General features: G+C 72.0%; 15 protein-coding genes. 11 read left to right on the top strand and 4 right to left on the bottom strand.

What is annotated here, in order from left to right:
* Nucleotides 1-133: 133 nt before the first annotated feature.
* Complete coding sequence (locus K6T13_RS12580; protein WP_222894906.1) at nt 134-1,000, top strand: acyl-CoA thioesterase; 867 nt, start codon at nt 134-136, stop codon at nt 998-1,000.
* On the opposite strand, the gene K6T13_RS12575 is transcribed toward K6T13_RS12580, so the two are convergent.
* Nucleotides 984-1,358: a globin gene (locus K6T13_RS12575; RefSeq protein WP_222894905.1), complete on the bottom strand. Its 375-nt coding sequence runs from the start codon at nt 1,356-1,358 to the stop codon at nt 984-986. The two genes, K6T13_RS12580 and K6T13_RS12575, sit on opposite strands and share 17 nt — an antisense overlap.
* Nucleotides 1,359-1,450: 92 nt before the next feature.
* Between K6T13_RS12575 and K6T13_RS12570 the strand changes: the two genes are divergently transcribed.
* The 4 genes from K6T13_RS12570 to K6T13_RS12555 all read left to right on the top strand — a co-directional run bounded on the left by K6T13_RS12570 (nt 1,451) and on the right by K6T13_RS12555 (nt 3,876).
* Nucleotides 1,451-1,876, top strand: a complete 426-nt coding sequence (locus K6T13_RS12570) for an OsmC family peroxiredoxin (RefSeq protein WP_222894904.1) — start codon at nt 1,451-1,453, stop codon at nt 1,874-1,876.
* Nucleotides 1,877-1,977: 101 nt separating this feature from the next.
* Nucleotides 1,978-2,463 (top strand): RNA polymerase sigma factor, encoded by a 486-nt coding sequence (locus K6T13_RS12565; RefSeq protein ID WP_222894903.1) that lies wholly within the window; start codon nt 1,978-1,980, stop codon nt 2,461-2,463.
* Complete coding sequence (locus tag K6T13_RS12560; protein WP_222894902.1) at nt 2,453-3,085, top strand: hypothetical protein; 633 nt, start codon at nt 2,453-2,455, stop codon at nt 3,083-3,085. Before K6T13_RS12565 ends, K6T13_RS12560 begins: the two co-directional genes overlap by 11 nt.
* 77 nt (nt 3,086-3,162) lie before the next feature.
* Nucleotides 3,163-3,876 (top strand): hypothetical protein, encoded by a 714-nt coding sequence (locus K6T13_RS12555; RefSeq protein WP_222894901.1) that lies wholly within the window; start codon nt 3,163-3,165, stop codon nt 3,874-3,876.
* A gap of 10 nt (nt 3,877-3,886) precedes the next feature.
* Here the strand turns inward: K6T13_RS12555 and K6T13_RS12550 are convergent, their stop codons facing one another.
* Nucleotides 3,887-4,918 (bottom strand): mechanosensitive ion channel family protein, encoded by a 1,032-nt coding sequence (locus tag K6T13_RS12550; protein WP_222894900.1) that lies wholly within the window; start codon nt 4,916-4,918, stop codon nt 3,887-3,889.
* 138 nt (nt 4,919-5,056) lie between these two features.
* Here K6T13_RS12550 and K6T13_RS12545 point away from each other — a divergent pair, with 138 nt between their 5' ends.
* Nucleotides 5,057-5,398 (top strand): hypothetical protein, encoded by a 342-nt coding sequence (locus K6T13_RS12545; RefSeq protein ID WP_222894899.1) that lies wholly within the window; start codon nt 5,057-5,059, stop codon nt 5,396-5,398.
* Nucleotides 5,379-5,771: a DUF5130 family protein gene (locus tag K6T13_RS12540; protein ID WP_222894898.1), complete on the top strand. Its 393-nt coding sequence runs from the start codon at nt 5,379-5,381 to the stop codon at nt 5,769-5,771. Before K6T13_RS12545 ends, K6T13_RS12540 begins: the two co-directional genes overlap by 20 nt.
* Nucleotides 5,772-5,810: 39 nt before the next feature.
* On the opposite strand, the gene pepN is transcribed toward K6T13_RS12540, so the two are convergent.
* A complete protein-coding gene (pepN, locus tag K6T13_RS12535; protein ID WP_222894897.1) occupies nt 5,811-8,354 on the bottom strand; it encodes an aminopeptidase N in 2,544 nt (847 codons plus the stop codon).
* Nucleotides 8,355-8,490: 136 nt separating this feature from the next.
* Here pepN and K6T13_RS12530 point away from each other — a divergent pair, with 136 nt between their 5' ends.
* The 3 genes from K6T13_RS12530 to K6T13_RS12520 are packed head-to-tail and all read left to right on the top strand — an operon-like array spanning nt 8,491 to nt 11,948.
* Nucleotides 8,491-10,149, top strand: coding sequence for a CHAP domain-containing protein (locus K6T13_RS12530; protein WP_222894896.1), 1,659 nt, complete (start codon nt 8,491-8,493; stop codon nt 10,147-10,149).
* 37 nt (nt 10,150-10,186) lie between these two features.
* The gene (locus K6T13_RS12525; RefSeq protein WP_222894895.1) at nt 10,187-10,801 is read left to right on the top strand and encodes a mycothiol-dependent nitroreductase Rv2466c family protein; all 615 of its coding nucleotides are present in this window, start codon (nt 10,187-10,189) and stop codon (nt 10,799-10,801) included.
* Nucleotides 10,802-10,856: 55 nt separating this feature from the next.
* A complete protein-coding gene (locus K6T13_RS12520) occupies nt 10,857-11,948 on the top strand; it encodes an N-acetylmuramoyl-L-alanine amidase (protein ID WP_222894894.1) in 1,092 nt (363 codons plus the stop codon).
* A gap of 3 nt (nt 11,949-11,951) precedes the next feature.
* On the opposite strand, the gene K6T13_RS12515 is transcribed toward K6T13_RS12520, so the two are convergent.
* The gene (locus K6T13_RS12515; RefSeq protein ID WP_222894893.1) at nt 11,952-12,635 is read right to left on the bottom strand and encodes a GOLPH3/VPS74 family protein; all 684 of its coding nucleotides are present in this window, start codon (nt 12,633-12,635) and stop codon (nt 11,952-11,954) included.
* A 67-nt stretch (nt 12,636-12,702) separates the two neighbouring features.
* On the opposite strand from K6T13_RS12515, the gene metG reads away from it, so the two are divergent.
* On the top strand, nt 12,703-14,502 hold the full coding sequence (gene metG / locus K6T13_RS12510) for a methionine--tRNA ligase (RefSeq protein ID WP_222894892.1): 1,800 nt from the start codon (nt 12,703-12,705) through the stop codon (nt 14,500-14,502).
* The last annotated feature ends 4 nt before the right edge of the window (nt 14,503-14,506 follow it).

The raw sequence follows: 14,506 nt of genomic DNA, 5'->3' as shown, positions 1-14,506 counted from the left end.
CTGTGACGACGGTGTGTGCCCAGCGTAGTTGGTGGCTGTGGTGCCGGCGGCCCGCCTCGGGTCTGCCGTCGCGCCCCCGGAGGGCCCGGTCCGCTGCCCGGGGTCCGGCGACGCCTCTGGCAGCATCGCTCCCGTGCGCCACGTCTACGAGTGCCCCATGCGCTGGGCCGACCTGGACCTGCTGGGACACGTCAACAACGTCGTCTACGTGGACTACCTGCAGGAGGCCCGGGTCGACCTGCTGCGCCACCACGGCCCGTCCGCCCGTCCGCAGGGCGGTCTGGCCGAAGGCGTGGTGGTGGTGCGGCACGAGGTGCAGTTCGTCTCCCCGCTGACCTTCCGGTTCCGCCCGGTGCACATCGAGGTCTGGGTGACCGAGGTCAGGGCGGCGTCGTTCACCCTCGCCTACGAGGTGTTCTCCGAGACCGACGGAGAGCGTCAGGTGCACGCCCGGGCCAGCACGTTGCTCACCCCCTACGTCTTCGAGACCGAGCGGCCCCGGAGGCTCACGGCGGAGGAGAAGGAGACGCTCACGGCCTACCTCGAGCCCGGTGAGCCGGTGCGGACCGCGGCGACGCCGACGCCGGTCCGGGAGGACCCCGGTGCCTACCGGGTCCACGTCAGGTTCTCCGACGTCGACGTCTACGGACACGTCAACAACGTGAAGTACTTCGAGTACTTCCAGGAGGCGCGGCTGCTGCTGATGGCGCGGCTGGGCGAGGGGCTGCCGGAGGACCCGGGGGCCTCGGTGGTGGTCGCGCAGACCGACGTGGACTACCGCGTCCCGATCCTCTTCCGCGACCAGCCGTACGAGGCGTGGTCGTGGGTATCGCGCCTCGGCCGGACCTCGACAACCATCGAGTCGGAGATCTGCGACGGCGACACGGTGCTGTCGCGGGCCCGGGTGGTCGTGGTCTTCGTCGACCCGGCGACCGGCCGCCCCACCCCGCCGCCGGCGGCCTACCGGGAACGGGTGGCGGCGGCTACTCGAACGAGTTGACCATGAACTGCGCGGCGTGGGTGACGTAGTCCCAGAACCGCGCGTCCTGCTCGGGCGACAGCTCCACCTCGTCGAGGCCGGCCCGGAAGTGGACCAGCCACCGCTCCTTCGCCGCCGGAGTCACCGCGAACGGCGCGTGCCGCATCCGCAGCCGCGGGTGGCCCCGGGTGTCCGAGTACGTCGTCGGCCCGCCCCAGTACTGCACCAGGAAGAGCAGGAACCGCTCCTCGGCCGGCCCGAGGTCCTCCTCCGGGTAGAGCGGTCGCAGCACGTCGTCGGTCGCCACGCCCTCGTAGAACCTCGCGACGATCCGGCGGAACGTCTCGAAGCCGCCGATCTCCTCGTAGAACGTGGTCACCGGTCCATTCTGCAAAGTCCGTCCACGGAGTCCGGACGGGGGGCGTGCAAGACTCGCGCTGCACACCAGACCACCCACAGGAGGACGGCAGCATGCCCACGACCCGCACCGCGTCGACGCACTGGGAAGGCACCCTGTTCGAGGGTGCCGGCAAGGTCACCCTCGAGTCGTCGGGACTCGGCACCTACGACGTGAGCTGGCCGGCGCGCGCCGAGGAGCCGGGCGGCAAGACCAGCCCGGAGGAGCTCATCGCCGCGGCGCACTCGTCGTGCTTCTCGATGGCGCTCTCCAAGGCGCTCGCCGACAACGACACCCCGGCGTCCGCGCTCGACACCACGGCCGAGGTGGAGTTCACCCCGGGACCCGGCATCACCGGCATCACCCTCCGGGTGCGGGGGACGGTCGAGGGCATCGACGAGGAGAAGTTCACCGAGCTCGCCGAGGGCGCCAAGGCCAACTGCCCGGTCAGCAAGGCGCTCACCGGCACCACGATCACGCTGGAGGCGTCGCTGGCCTGAGCCCGACCTGCCCCGACCGGCGCGGCGTCAGGAAGATTCGCGCTGCGCCGTGTCAACCCGGAGCCGTCCTGCATCCTGTACGACAGTGAGACGGAGGCGCGATGCGGGGCGAGGCGGACTATGACTGGTACTTCCGGGCGACCTTCCCGCGCCTGCAGCGGACCGTCTTCCTGATCGTCCGCGACTGGGCTCGCGCCGAGGAGCTGACGCAGGACGCGTTTCTGCAGATGGCGCGCAAGTGGCGCACGGTCTCCCAGTACGAGCGCCCGGACGCGTGGGTGCGTCGCGTGGCGATCCGGCTGGCGGTCCAGGACGCGCGGCGGGAGTCGCGGCGCCGCGAGAAGGAGTCGCGGTCGGTCCACGGGATCGACGCGGTGTTGCCCGACCCCGACGTCGCCCGTGCCGTCGCGTCGTTGGCGCCCCGGCAACGGGCGGCGGTCGTCCTCTACTACTGGGACGACCGCCCGGTGCAGGAGATCGCGCTGATCCTGCAGGTGTCCGAGTCCACGGTGAAGCAGCACCTGCACCGGGCCCGGATCCGGCTGGCGGAGCTACTGGGAGAGGCGGTGGAACCCGATGTCCGTTGACGAACGACTCCGACGTGGCCTTGCCGACAACGCGTGGTCGGTCGCTCCTGCCGTCGAGCGGAACCTCGACCGGGTCCACCGGCGCCGGCGGCGGAGCGCGGTCCTCGGCCGCACCAGCGCCGCCGCGTCGGTGGTCGTCGCCTGCCTGGTGCTGCTGGCGACGCTGGGACCCGGCGACGGCGGCGCCGATCCCGTGAACCCAGGGCCGACACGCGGGAGCGACGACGTCGACGCCGCACCCGGGGACGTGATCGCCGACGGTGTCTACGTCCGCGTCGTGACGCTGGCCGAGGCGCGACGACGCGGGATCGACGTCACCGTCGCGAGCAGGCGTCTGGGCCCCGAGGGTCGGCTTCGGCTCGAGCTGGTCGTGCGCGGCCAGGACTGGACGCTGCGCCAGGCCCGGCCGCGGAAACCCATGAGGGTGGGTGACTTCGGGACGTTGCGCTACGAGCGGGGACGACTCGTGACGCGGAGCGAGGCGCCCGGTTGCCCCGGATGCACCGGCGTCTTCCGCGTGTCCGTCGAGGGCGAGCTGGTCACCCTGAGGTTCGTCCGACGAGCGGAGCCCGACGACGACGAGCGCCTCGTGATGGAAGGCGCCTGGACGCGCCGGAACTGATCACTCAGCGGCTGCGCAATCAGATCGGTCGCCACGTCAACCGGCGCCACCGCTGCTTCCTGTCTAGGAGCACCGACATGACAGGAGCGACCATGGGAACCCGGAGGACACCTCACCTGCTGCTGGCGACGGGACTCACGGCACTGCTGCTGCTGACGTCCTGCCAGGGCACACCCGCCGCCGCACCGGCTGCCGAGAAGCCGGACGGCACCGCCGTGGACCAGGCGAAGCTCGTGCCGCCGCTGCACGAGCGCTTCGAGCCCTGGACCTGCACGGAGCGTCGCACCGGACCCGTCTGTACGGGAGAGCTGAAGGAGGCGAGCGCCTGGGAGCCCGCGTCGTGGCCCTGCGCGGTCCCGTTGTGGGGCCGCCGCACCGAGCACCGCCACCAGCGCCTGCTCTTCGACCACGACTACCGCAACTACGCGCGTCGGAACCGCACGCACGACGTCGACGCCGTGAGCACCTCCGCGCGGGGTCCGGCCACCGCGACGATCCGCACCAGGGTCCGCTACTCGTACGACTTCGACGTCCCGGGCGACCTCGACACCGTCACCCAGACGTCGCGGGGGGTCCTCTGGGACGTGCGACCGCGTCGCGGCGCCTCCGTCTTCCGGGCGGTGGGAACGCTCGTCGAGCCCGACTTCGAGCCCGCGAGCTTCTCCGGTCGTGTCACCGTCGACGGGCGGACCACGGAGTACGACGACGCCCCCATGACGAGGTTCCTGACCGACGAGCTGTTCGCCGGCTGGCTGTGCGAGGCCGCCACGGGCGAGCCCGCGGTCCCCTAGGAGCCCGCCGTCAGGCGCGGTCGGCCGTGGTCGGGTCGGTGGGCTCGCCCGGCGCGCTCTCGGTGTCCCGGTGCCAGACCACGCGCTGGGGGAACGGGATCTCGATGCCCTCGTGGTCGAAGCGCGCCTTGATCCGCTGCCGCATCTCGCGCGCGACGGCCCACTGCTCCAGTGGCGCGGTCTTGAGCGTGACCCGGACCGCGACGCCGTCGGCCGCCAGGTCCTGCACGCCCCACACCTCCGGCTCCTCGATGACGAGGCCCTTGTACTCCTCGTCCTCCCAGAGGTCGTGGGCCACCTCCTGCAGCACGCGCTTCACCCGCGCCAGGTCCTCGTGGTAGCCCACCGTGACGTCGAGGACCGTCCGGGCCCAGTTCTGGCTCATGTTGCCGACCCGCATGATCTCGCCGTTGCGGACGTACCAGACGGTGCCGTTGACGTCGCGGACGCGGGTCACGCGCAGGCTGACCGCCTCGACGGTGCCGATCGCCTCCCCGAGGTCGACGACGTCGCCCACGCCGTACTGATCCTCGAAGATCATGAAGATGCCGGAGAGGAAGTCGCTGACCAGGCTCTGCGCGCCGAAGCCCAGGGCGATGCCGACGATGCCGGCGCTGGCGATGATGGGTCCGACGTTGACGCCGATCTCGGCCAGCATCATGGTGCCGAAGACGGCGACGAGCACTCCGGTGACGATGCTCTTGAGCAGCGACCCCATGGTCTGGGCGCGCTGGACCCGTCGGGTCGCAGCAGCCATGTCGCGGGGGGTGCTCGCTCGCTTCATCCCGAGCGACCCCAGCGACATCCGGCCCACCCGCTCCGGCAGCACGCCGCCTTCGGCACGCTTCACCAGCCGGTCGACCAGGCGGTGCAGCACCCAGCGGATCACGAGACCGAGGAGCAGGAGACCGAGCAGCGCCAGGGGGACGCCGACGATCGTGTCGGCGACGAAGGCCGCGGTGTCGCTGCCGGTGACGCGGTGCACGTAGTCGCAGACGATCTCGTCGTTCGTGCAGGGGTCTGACACTTCGAGGTCGAACATGGCCTCCAGTATGTCGATGCTGCTCACGTGATCCAGTCGGCGCGGCACCGCTCAGCGTGGGGTGTGACGAGATCGACGCGCGCGGGACGCGCGGGACGAGGCGCTGCCCCGGCGAGCGGGTCCGATATCCTCGGCCGCGTGTCCGCTCCGCTGATCCGTCGCGCCGCTCTCGTGACCGTCGCCGCCACCGTGCCACTCCTCGCCGCCACCCCGGCCGTCGCTGACGTGCCCGAGGGATGGAGCGACCCGGCCGAGGTCGGGCTCCTCGACCTGCTGATCGTCGTCGTGGGGCTCCCCGTGCTCGTGGGACTGCTCATCGTGCTGGCCGTCTACGTGCCGGCCATGGCCCGCGGCGAGCGGGTCGCACCGGGGGAGGCCGAGACGCCCGACCAGTGGTTCGGCGGTCCACGGTCCGGCGCGAGCGAGCTGGAGTCCGGGCGCGAGGTGGGGTCGACCGGTGGTGCCAGTGGCAGCTGGTGAGTTCGCCGCGGGCGACCGGCACGAGATCGACAAGGCGATCCGCGCCGCCGAGCAGACCTGCCGCTTCGAGTTCTCCGTCTTCGTGGGCAGGTCCCAGGGAGACCCGCGCACGTTCGCGCAGCGGCTGCACGCCGCCGCCGTCGCGCCCACCCGCAGCGTCCTGGTGATGGTCGACCCGGACGCCCGCGCGGTCGAGGTCGTCACCGGCGACGTCGTACGCCGCTCGCTCACCGACCGCGAGGTCGAGCTCGCCGTCCTGGAGATGACCTCGGCCTTCGCCGAGGGCGACCTCGTGAGTGGTCTCCGCCGCGGGATCGGCCAGCTCGCGGAGCACGCCCGTGCCCAGGAGACCCTGCACTCCCGGGTCGACTGAGCCTGGTCACGGGCGGGGTCACCCCTCGACCACGCCGCGTCAGCCCCGGCTGTCGCGCTCCTGCGCCGCGAGTGCCCGCGCCACGTCCGCGCGCCCCTCGGTGACGTAGCGCCGCGCCCCCGGGTGGGCGTCGGTGCCCGCCAGCCACTGGTCCACGCGCTCCAGCATCTCCGGTGAGCCCAGCGGCCTCGGGAAGATGTGCTCCAGCGCCACGGCGGCCTTGTGGGTCCCGATGGCGTCGTGGAGCGTCTCGGCTGCCTCGAGGTAGCGCTCGAGGTAGGGCTCGAGCACGTCGGCCTGGTCGGGCCGCATGAACGAGAACACGATCGAGCGGGAGGTCTCGTTGGGGGTGTCCCGGTCGAGCACGGCTGCCCACGCGGCGGCCTTCGCCTCCGCGGTGGGACGGGCGGCGCGAGCCGCGGCCGCGTGCTCCTGACCCGAGATGGTCCGGTCGCGCTCGAGCTCCGCCGCGATCTCGGCCTCCTCGACGCGGCCGACGCGGGCCAGCCCGGTGAGGAGCACCCACCGCAGGTCCTGGTCGACCGCCAGCCCGTCGAAGGACAGCGTGCCGTCGAGCAGGCCCTGGAGGTCGGCGACGGCCTCCTCGCTGCGGGCGGCCGCGGCGAAGTGCCGCACGAAGGTCAGCTGGTGGTCGCTGCCCGGCGCGGCTTCCGCCACGAGCCGGCGCAGGCCCTGCTCCCACTCGCGCTTGAGCTGCTCGCGATGGGCCGGGGCGGAGTAGTAGTTGGCCGCCAGGGCGGCGAAGCGGGGGAGGGCGGTCAGGCCCCAGGGGTCGGTCTCGCTGCCGATGTTGCGCAGCACCAGGTGCACGAAGTCGGTGGCGCGCATCTCTGCGTCGCGCGTCATGTCCCACGCGGCACCCCAGCACAGCGCCCGCGCCAGCGAGTCGTCGAGCCGGCCGAGCTCGTTGACCGCGGTCGCGAGCGACCGCTCGTCGAGACGGATCTTGGCGTAGGTGAGGTCGTCGTCGTTGAGCAGCAGCAGGTCGGGCTGCCGGACGCCCACGAGCTCGGGGACCTCGGTGCTCTCGTCGCGTACGTCGATCTCGAGGCGGTCGCGCCGCACGAGGGCACCGTCGACGTCGTCGTAGAGGCCGATCGCGATCCGGTGACGACGCAGGGTGGGCCAGTCGTCGGCAGCGGTCTGTCGCACGGAGAAACGCGCGTAGCGGCCCTCGCCGTCGAGCTCGAAGTCCGGGGCGAGCGTGTTGACCCCCGCCGTCTGCAGCCACTCCCGTGCCCAGGAGTCGAGCTCGCGGCCCGACGACTTCTCCAGGGCGGCCAGCAGGTCAGCGAACTCGCTGTTGCCGTAGGCGAAGTCGTGGAAGTACTGCGTCAGTCCGTCGAGGAAGGGGCGCAGGCCCACCCACGCGACCAGCTGCTTGAGGACCGCAGCACCCTTGGCGTAGGTGATCATGTCGAAGTTGACCTCGACGGCGTGGAGGTCCTTGTTGTCGGCGGCGATCGGGTGGGTGCTCGGCAGCTGGTCCTGGCGGTAGCCGGTCTGCTTGCGGGAGTTGGTGAACCCGGTCCACGCGTCGACGAACTCCGTGGCCTCGACCTCGGCGTGGTAGCAGGCCCACTCCGCGAAGGACTCGTTGAGCCACAGGTCGTCCCACCACTTCATGGTGACGAGGTCGCCGAACCACATGTGGGCCATCTCGTGCAGGATCACCGAGCCACGGAACTCGTAGAAGGAGCGGTCCTGGCGGCTCCGGGGGAGGTACTCGTCGCGCAGGGTCACGCACCCGGCGTTCTCCATCGCGCCCATGTTGTACTCCGGCACGTAGAGCTGGTCGTACTTCTCGAACGGGTAGGGGTAGCCGAACTCGCGCTCGAAGAACTCGAACCCCTGCCGCGTGATGGTCACCAGCTCCTCGACGTCGAGGTGCTCGACCAGCGACTGCCGGCAGTAGTGGCCCAGCGGGATCGTGCCGTGGGCGCCCTCGTAGGTGTGCTGGACCTCGTGGTACTCACCGGCCACGACGGCCGTGATGTAGGTCGACATCGGCTTGGTCGCCGGGAACCGCCACACGGCCCGGCCGTCGCCCAGCTTCTCGGGCTCGGGCGTGGGCGCGTTGGAGACCACCTTCCAGTGGTCGGGGGCGGTCACGTGGAAGGTGAACCGGCTCTTGAGGTCGGGCTGCTCGAAGGTGGCGAAGACCCGCCGGGCGTCGGGCACCTCGAACTGGGTGTAGAGGTAGACCCGGTCGTCGACCGGGTCGACGAAGCGGTGCAGACCCTCGCCCGAGCGGCTGTAGGTGCAGTCGGCCTCGACCACCAGCTCGTTGTCGGCCGCGAGCGAGGGGAGGGTGATCCGGCTGTCGGCGTACGCCGTGGCGGGGTCGAGCGCCTCGCCGTTGAGGGTGATGGCGTGCACCTCGGCGTCGACGAGGTCGACGAAGGTCGCGCTGCCCGGCCGGCTGCTCGTGAACCGGATCGTCGTGGTGGATCCGAAGGTCCGCTCGCCGGTGGTGAGGTCGAGGTCGACGGTGTAGGAGGTGACCGCCAGGTGGGCTGCGCGGTCGGCCGCCTCGTCGCGGGTGAGGTTCGTGCCAGGCATGGCAGGGATCCTCTCACCGGGCGCGGGGGCAGCACCCCATCGGGTTGTCGGCTGTGACGAGCGGGACTGTTGTGAATCCTGAGAATTTTGGTGAAACCGTGGCGTGCCTGCTTGACATCCGGTTCACTACGGATCTGTGACCGCCCCCCCGAGGTCCTCCGGGTCCCCCCGCCTGCTCCACGGCGCCGTGCTGCTGGCCGTGGTGCTGGCGGTGCTGTCTCCGGTGGCCCCGGCCCACGCCCGCGACGCCCACGTCGCCGGTGCGCCGGCACGATCGACCTCCGGGTACCTGTGCACCGGCTACGTCCCGTGCGCCTCCGCGGGCTACCCGCACCACGGCTACAAGCAGGCGAGCTCCCAGATGTGGTGGCGGATGTACGCCGGGCACAACTGCACCAACTACGTGGCCTACCGGCTCGTGGACCGGGGCATGTCGCCGGAGCGCCCGTGGAACAGCACGGGCATGGCCTACAACTGGGGCCGGGCCAAGCGCGGCATCACCGACAACACGCCCATGGTCGGTTCCGTCGCGTGGTGGGACGCCGGCGACGGCGTCGGTTCCAGCGGCCACGTCGCCTACGTCGAGCAGGTGCACAGCAAGCGCAAGATCACCATCTCCGAGGACAGCTGGGGCGGCGACTTCCACTGGCGCGTCGTCACCAAGGACGGCGGCCGGTGGCCGACCGGCTTCATCCACTTCCTGGACGAGGAGGTCGAGCTGGTCCGGGCCCCCTCGGTGCCCGGCACGCCCACGGTCGGCGAGCCGGTGACCGCCGACGTCGGGGCCTGGCGCAACGCCGCGAGCCACGACGTGCAGTGGCTCGCCGACGGCACCGCCATCCCGGGCGCCACCGACGCCACCTTCGTCCCCGGCCCCGAGCACGTGCGCAGCCGGCTGACGGTGCGCGTCTCCGCGACCGCCAAGGGCTACGAGCCGGGCTCGGCCACCAGCGCCGAGAGCCCTCGCGTGGAGCGGGGGGAGCTGACACTGGCCGACGAGCCGAGCCTCGCGGGCACCCCCCGGGTCGACGAGGTCCTGACGGTGGTCCCCGGCAGCTCCGAGCCGGCCGCCGCCTCCACCGAGATCCGCTGGTACGCCGACGGGGAGCGCCTGTCCGACGAGGCCGGTCGCACGCTGGAGCTCGGTCAGGACCTGATCCGCAAGGAGATCACCGCCACGGTGGTCTCCCGCCGCGAGGGCTACCGCAACCTGCGCGCCAGCACCACGGCGACCCCGCCGGTCCGTGCCGGCCTCATCCGCGTCTCCGACCCGTTCGGGATCGCCGGACGAGCCCAGCGCGACCGCACGCTGACGGTGCGACCGGGCAGCTACACGCCCACCGACGCCGAGGTGAGCCACGTCTGGCTGCGCGACGGGATCGCGATCGAGGGCGCGGACGGCCCGACGTACGTCCCCGGCATCGAGGACGTCGGCCGCCGGGTGACCGCCCAGGTCGTGCTGCGGCGTACCGGCTACCGGACCGAGACGATCCGTCTGGCCCCGGACACGGTGGTCACCACCGCCCCGGACGTGACGGTGCGCACCGTCGGCCGGGTCCGTCGCGCCGTCGTCCGCGTGCGGGTCACGGCCCCGGGGGTCGAGGACCCGAAGGGCCAGGCCACGGTGCGCCTCGGCAAGTCCCAGGAGGTCACGGGTCGGGTGGTCGACGGCGTGCTGCGCGTGGTGTTCGACGACGTGCGGCCGGGTGCACGGCGGGTGCGCGTGCGCTACCTCGGCACCACCGTCGTCCGCCCCGCCCGCCGCAGCGCCACGGTCGAGATCCGGCGTCCCTAGCTGGAATAGACCACCTCGGGGACGCCGTTCCCCGGGCATGCCCCCCACCACCAAGACCCCCGTCCAGTTCTGGTTCGACCCCCTCTGCCCCTTCGCCTGGATCACCTCGCGCTGGATGCTCGAGGTCGAGCAGGTGCGCGACGTGACCGTCTCGTGGCGCGTCATGAGCCTCGCGGTGCTCAACGAGGACCGCGACATCCCGGCCGACTACCGCGAGCGGCTGGCCGACGCCTGGGAGCCGGTCCGGGTCCTGGTCGCGGCCGAGCAGGAGTACGGCGAGAAGGTGCTGCTGCCGCTCTACACCGCCCTGGGCGAGCGGGTGCATGTCGGCGGCCGCGCCATGTCGGCGACGGTGCTCGACGAGGCGCTGGCGGAGGTCGGCGTCTCGGAGCGCCTGCTGGAGGCCCGCCACGACACCGACCTCGACGACGCGGTGCGTGCCTCCCACCAGGGCGCCATGGACCTGGTCGGTGACGACGTCGGGACGCCCACCATCGGCATCGACGGCTTCGGGTTCTTCGGCCCGGTCCTGTCGCGGGCGCCACGCGGCGAGGAGGCGGGCCAGGTGTGGGACGGCGCGCTGGCGCTGGCCCGGGTCCCGGAGTTCTTCGAGCTCAAGCGATCCCGCAACCGCGAGCTCGACTTCCGCTGATCGGGGCTCCACGGGGGTCGACGGCGTGACAGAAGTGACGCATGATGCTGTAGTCATGCGTCACGTCCGTACCCCCCGACGGCGGGTCCACCACCTGGTTGCCGGTGTCACGGCCGCCGGGCTGCTGGCCTTTCCGGGGACCGCCGCGTCGAGCCCGGCCCCCGTGCGGCTCGCGTCCGACGGCGGAGCGGTCCGGTCGGCCGAGGTGCCCGTCGGTCCCGGCATCACCCGGTTGCACACCACGACGTACTCGATGGTCGCGGCGACCTGGCGCGGGCCTGCTCCCCGGATCAGCATCCGCCCGGCCGCTGGCGGCGGGTGGGAGCGGCTGCCGGTGCTCCACGACGCGCCCGACGGCCCGGAGGCCGGGGCCCGCAGCGGCACCGACCTGGCATGGACCGGCCCGCAGCGCGGGATCGAGGTCCGGGTGCGCGGCCGGCGCGCCCGCGACCTGCGGCTGGTCCTCATCGAGCCGGGTGAGTCAACGCCGGCGACCACGCGCGGGCGCGCGGTGGCGCCCTCGCGGGCCAAGCCCTCGAGTGCGCCGCAGCCCGCGATGCGCAGCCGGAAGGACTGGGGCGCCGACGGCTCGTGGCGCAACGGCAAGCCCCGCTACCTCGAGCGGATGAAGCAGGTGCACCTCCACCACACCGCGACCGGCAACGACTACCGCCGCAAGGACGTCGCGGGGATCATCCGCGGCATGTACCGCTACCACACCCAGTCACTGGGGTGGTTCGACATCGGCTACAACTTCCTCGTCGACAAGTTCGGCCGCACGTGGGTCGGCCGCTCCGGGGGACCCGCCCGTCTGGTGCAGGGCGCGCACACGCTCGGCTTCAACCATGCGTCCGTGGGCGTCGCCGTGATCGGCAACTACGAGGCGAAGCGGCCGCGGGACGAGGTGCTGAAGGCGCTCAAGCGGCTGGCGGCCTGGAAGTTCGACCGGCACGACCGGGACGCGCGGCGGCAGGTGTTCGTCAGGTCGACCGGGAGCGACCAGTACCGCGACGGCGAGCGGGCCAGGCTCCCGGCCTTCGACGGGCACCGCGACACCAACGACACCGCCTGCCCCGGGCAGGAGCTCTACGAGCTGCTGCCCGCGCTGCGCCGGCGTACGCAGCGCCGCATCGACCACTTCTCCTAGAGGTCAGCTGCCACCGGCGGTCACCGCTGTCGAGGCTGCGATGACAGCCGCCGCCACGGCCGCCTGGCTCGCCTGGACCGCGTCGCGGACCGCCTGGGAGGCCCACTCGCCGTCGGCGACCCGCTGGGCGCGCTTGCGGACCTCGCGCGCGGACAGGTCGCCCCGGTCGACGACGGCGTGGGCCCGGTCGACGGCGACCAGCAGCGCGATGAGCGCCGCCGAACGCTGGTCCGCGACCAGCCCGGTCACGAGGATCTGCTGCAGGCGCTGCCGGACGGACTCCTCGTGGGCGACATCAGCGGCCGGCCAGGTGGTGCGCGGGAAGACCCCGAGGACCTTGCGGTCACGGCGCTCCAGGATGCCGCGCTCCACCAGGCGCGCGAGGAGTTGCTCGCGTGCATCCTTGCCGAGCCGGTCGACGAGGTCGTTGGCCGACCGGGCCTTCTCCATGACGGTGGAGAGCGCCTGGTCGAGCACCGGGTCGTCGGGCCCCGGGCCGCCGGTCGCGACGACGTGCGACGAGGACCAGGCGCTCTGCTTCTCCGTCACCGTCACGAGGCGGGCCAGGGCCAGCTCTGCCAGGAGCGCTCCGCCGACGAGCGGACGGTCGGCGGTCCCCGCCACCACGGTGCCCTTGTCGTCGTCGAGCAGCAGCAGGAGCAGGTCCTCGGCGATGAGCATCTCCATGCCGAGCACGCTACGCGGCGCGAAACCCCGTGAGGGAGGTGCAACGCCCGCACCTAGGATTGCCGCCATGACGCACGTGCTGTCCGCCGTCGCCTGGCCCTACGCCAGCGGCCCGCGCCACATCGGCCACGTGGCCGGCTTCGGCGTCCCCTCCGACGTCTTCAGCCGTTACATGCGGATGGCCGGCCACGACGTGCTGATGGTGTCCGGCACCGACGAGCACGGGACCCCCATCCTGGTCGCGGCCGACAAGGAGGGGGTCACGCCGCGCGAGCTCGCCGACAAGAACAACGCCGTCATCGTGGAGGACCTGCTCGGCCTCGGGCTGTCCTACGACCTGTTCACCCGCACGACGACGGGCAACCACTACCGGGTGGTGCAGGAGATGTTCCGCGCGGTGCACCGCAACGGCTACATGGTCGAGCAGACCACGCAGTCGGCCATCAGCCCCTCGACCGGCCGCACCCTGCCCGACCGCTACATCGAGGGCACCTGCCCGATCTGTGGGTACGGCGAGGCGCGGGGCGACCAGTGCGACAACTGCGGCAACCAGCTCGACCCCACCGACCTCCTCGAGCCGCGGTCGAAGATCAACGGCGAGACGCCCCGCTTCGTCGACACCCAGCACTTCATGCTCGACCTGCCCGCCCTGGCGACGGCGCTTGGCGCGTGGCTCGACGAGCGCGAGGCATCGGGGACCTGGCGGCCCAACGTCATCCGGTTCAGCCAGAACATCCTCGAGGAGATCCGGCCGCGCGCGATGACGCGCGACATCGACTGGGGCATCCCGGTCCCCGGCTGGGAGGACCAGCCGACGAAGCGGCTCTACGTCTGGTTCGACGCCGTCATCGGCTACCTCTCCTCGTCGATCGAGTGGGCGCGGCGGCAGGGGGAGCCCGACCGCTGGCGGGAGTGGTGGAACGACCCGGGCGCCGAGTCCTTCTACTTCATGGGCAAGGACAACATCGTCTTCCACTCCCAGATCTGGCCCGCCGAGATGCTGGCCTACGCCGGCAAGGGCGACCGCGGTGGGGAGCCGGGGGAGTACGGCGAGCTCAACCTGCCGACCGAGGTCGTCTCGAGCGAGTTCCTGACGATGGAGAGCAAGCAGCTGTCCAGCTCGCGGGGCCACGTCATCCTGGTCGGCGACGTGCTGGAGCGCTACGGTCCCGACCCGCTGCGCTACTACATCTGCGCGGCCGGTCCCGAGACCTCCGACGCCGACTTCACGTGGGCCGACTTCGTCACGCGCAACAACTCCGAGCTGGTGGCCGGCTGGGGCAACCTGGTCAACCGCACCGCGACGATGGTCGCCAAGAGCTTCGGGGAGATCCCGCCGTGCGGCGACCTCGAGCCCGTCGACGAGGCGGTCCTGGCGTCCGTCCGCGACGGGTTCGCGTCCGTGGGCGGGCTGCTGGGGCGGCACCGGCTCCGCGCCGGCATCTCCGAGGCGATGCGCGTCGTCGGCGAGGTCAACCGCTACCTGACGGCGACCGAGCCCTACAAGATGAAGGACGAGTCGCAGCGGGGCCGGCTCGCGACCGTGCTGCACGTCGCCGCCCAGTGCGTCAGCGACTGCAACACCCTGCTGGCGCCCTTCCTCCCCCACGCCGCCAACCGGGTCCACACCGTGCTGGGCGGCGAGGGCGAGTTCATGCCGATGCCCCGCGTCGAGCAGGTCGAGGAGCTCGAGCCCGGCCATGGCGCCGGCCTGGCGACGTACCCCGTCATCACGGGTGACTACTCCGCCACACCGGCATGGGAGTCGCGCCCGGTCAAGGTCGGGACGCCGGTCGGGAAGCCCACCCCGGTCTTCACCAAACTCGATCCGGCCGTGGTCGAGGAGGAGCTGGCCCGGCTGGGCTGAGGCG

The organism is Nocardioides coralli (assembly GCF_019880385.1).
Taxonomy (GTDB): Bacteria; Actinomycetota; Actinomycetes; order Propionibacteriales; family Nocardioidaceae; genus Nocardioides; species Nocardioides coralli.
The sequence above is the reverse complement of the archived record's forward strand: the minus strand, read 5'-3'. Positions and strand labels throughout refer to the sequence as shown.